2 protein-coding genes are annotated in these 2,684 nt (G+C 42.5%); both read left to right on the forward strand.

Annotation, left to right across the window (positions count from 1 at the left end; genetic code table 11):
• The coding region (locus DB42_RS04180; RefSeq protein ID WP_044881879.1) for a leucine-rich repeat domain-containing protein at positions 1 to 666 on the forward strand (666 nt) is incomplete at its 5' end.
• Positions 667 to 1,221: 555 nt separating this feature from the next.
• Positions 1,222 to 2,684 (forward strand): leucine-rich repeat domain-containing protein (locus DB42_RS10355; RefSeq protein WP_052435974.1); only part of this gene is annotated, 1,463 nt, incomplete at its 3' end.

Here is a 2,684-nt window from a genome sequence, read left to right on the forward strand (position 1 = left end):
CTTCACTTAAATCAAAACCAGCTCACCGCTCTGCCTACAGAAATCGGGCAACTATCTCAGCTGCAAAAGCTTTGCTTAAATCAAAACCAGCTCACCAGCCTTCCTGCAGAAATCTTGCAGCTGTCTCGGCTGCATACGCTTGAATTAAATCAAAACCAGCTCACCAGCCTGCCTGCAAAAATCGGGCAGCTGTCTCGGCTGCGATGGCTTTACGTAAATCAAAACCAGCTCGCCGCTCTTCCTGAAGAAATCGCGCAATTGTCTCAGCTGCAAGAGCTTTACTTAAATCAGAACCAGCTCACCAGCCTGCATGGAGAAATCGGGCAGCTATCCAAGCTGAAAGAGCTTTACTTAAATCAAAACCAGCTCACCAGCCTTCCTGCAGAAATCGGGCAGCTATCCAAGCTGAAAGAGCTTTACTTAAATCAAAACCAGCTCACCAGTGTGCCTGGAGAAATCGGGCAACTGCCTCAGCTACGAGACCTTGGCTTAAGCAATAACCAGCTCACCAGTCTTCCTGCAGAGATAGGGCGACTGTCTAAACTGCAAGATCTTTACTTAAACGGCAACCAGCTCACCAGCCTGCCTGTAGAAATCGGGCACTTGTCTCAGCTTAACCAGCTTGAATTAGCGGAAAATCCTTTGAAGGATATTACAGAAAAATAAGGCAGCGTTTTCGATTGCGGATTGACCGTAAGTAATTTCTAAATTGGGGTGGGCTAAAATGAAGTAAGAAACTTTTAGCCATCTTATCTTTAAACATGTCATCCGCTTGCCTTCCCACAACTAAGCAAGCTTAAGCTAACCTACACATTTATAATGACAAGGAATTTCTCTCTTTTTCTGCAGATTGCTATGCTGGGAGAACAACCTTTCTTGACAGGAAGAAGCTAGGCGTATTGTATTCCATCATTCGATAGAAGAATTAAAACATTGCGCCAAAAAGAGCCGTTTCTCTTAAATAAGGCAAAGAATCATTCTTCTTTTAGCCAAACCAAAATTGCCGTGTCACTTAATCGCCAAAACCTGTGGCTGCTCTTGAATGCTTGGAGGGTCTCCACCCTTGCCTTGGATCTATCTGGAAAAAAAGCGCGACTAGATCATCTGCGAGTTGTTTTTCATTGATAAGGATACGAATTGGCTTGACTTGCTTTTTTAATTTTTTTATATATTCTTTAATAAATAAAATGCTGAAAATTTATCACTACTCAAGGAAATAAAATGCATCCTATCTCTTCGGCGTCTATTGAAAGCTTGCCCAATGAATTGCTGCTCCCTATCTTAGAGGCTTGCGCAGTTCCTTCCTTATTTAGCGTCTGTAAAAGATGGCATCATCTGCTGGCTACTGAAGTCATGTCCACTCTTTATAAGCAAATAGGTAAAGTGCATGTTCCTCAAGGAAATGTAAAGGAGCAGGCTCTTATTGTAGATAGGATTTATAAGCTAGAAGAAAAGCTTTCTGAAGCAGAAAAGGTAAATGCAATCTTTAGGCAAATCTTTACTTTAGCCAAGCCTTTTTCTCCTCTAGAATTTAAATGGAAGACTGAAGAAAAAAAATATTTTACTTTAGCTAACTACTCCTTAAAAGTTTTTCAAGTTTTTAAACAAGTTTTTACCTTAGCTAAATCTATTCCCCCCTTGGAATTTAAAGAGAAGACGGAAGAAAAAAGAGACTTAACTCTGGCTAATTACTCTTCTTATCTCTTAAATATTAATCGCCTTTTAGTTTGGAAAAAACTTCCAGGGGGGGAAGAATTCTTGAGTCGAGAAGAAATTAAGCACTTGCCTCTAGAAAAAAAAGGAGAGTTTTTTAGAGATTGGATTGAAAAAAATTGTAAAAACATCACGGTTTTAGATTTATCTGGAGTAGGCTTGACTTATTTACCGCCAGAGATATGCCAGTTATCTCAGCTGCAAGAGCTTGATTTAAGCCAAAACCAGCTCACCAATCTGCCTGCAGAAATCGGGCAGCTGCCTGAGCTGCAAACGCTTTACTTAAACCAAAACCAGCTCACCAGCCTTCCTACAGAAATCGGGCAATTGTCTCAGCTGCAAGAGCTTGATTTAAGCCAAAACCAGTTCACCAGTCTGCCTGTAGAAATCGGGCAGCTGTCTGAACTGCAAGAGCTTAATTTAAGCCAAAACCAGCTCACCAGTCTGCCTGGAGAAATCGGGCAACTGTCTCAGCTGCAAAGGCTTTACTTAAATCCAAACCAGCTCGCCAGCCTGCCTGCAGAAATAGGACAACTGTCTAAGCTGGAATGCCTTTACTTAAATCGAAACCAGCTCACCAGTCTGCCTGTAGAAATCGGGCAGCTGTCTCAACTAAGCGTGCTTAAATTAGACCAAAACCAGCTCACCAGTCTGCCTGCAAAAATCGGACAGATGTCTCAGCTGCGGTGGCTTTACTTATATCAAAACCAGCTCACCAGCCTTCCTGTAGAAATTGGGCGGTTGTCTCGGCTGCAAGTGCTTAACTTAAATCAAAACCAGCTCGCCAGTTTGCCTGCAGAAATAGGACAACTGTCTAAGCTGGAATGGCTTTACTTAACTCAAAACCAGCTCACCAATCTGCCTGGAGAAATCGAGCAGCTGTCTCAGCTGGGAACGCTTAACTTAAATCAAAATCAGCTCACCAGTCTGCCTGGAGAAATCGGGCAACTGTCTGAGCTGCAAACCCTTCT

This window comes from Neochlamydia sp. EPS4 (assembly GCF_000813665.1).
Lineage (GTDB): Bacteria > Chlamydiota > Chlamydiia > Chlamydiales > Parachlamydiaceae > Neochlamydia.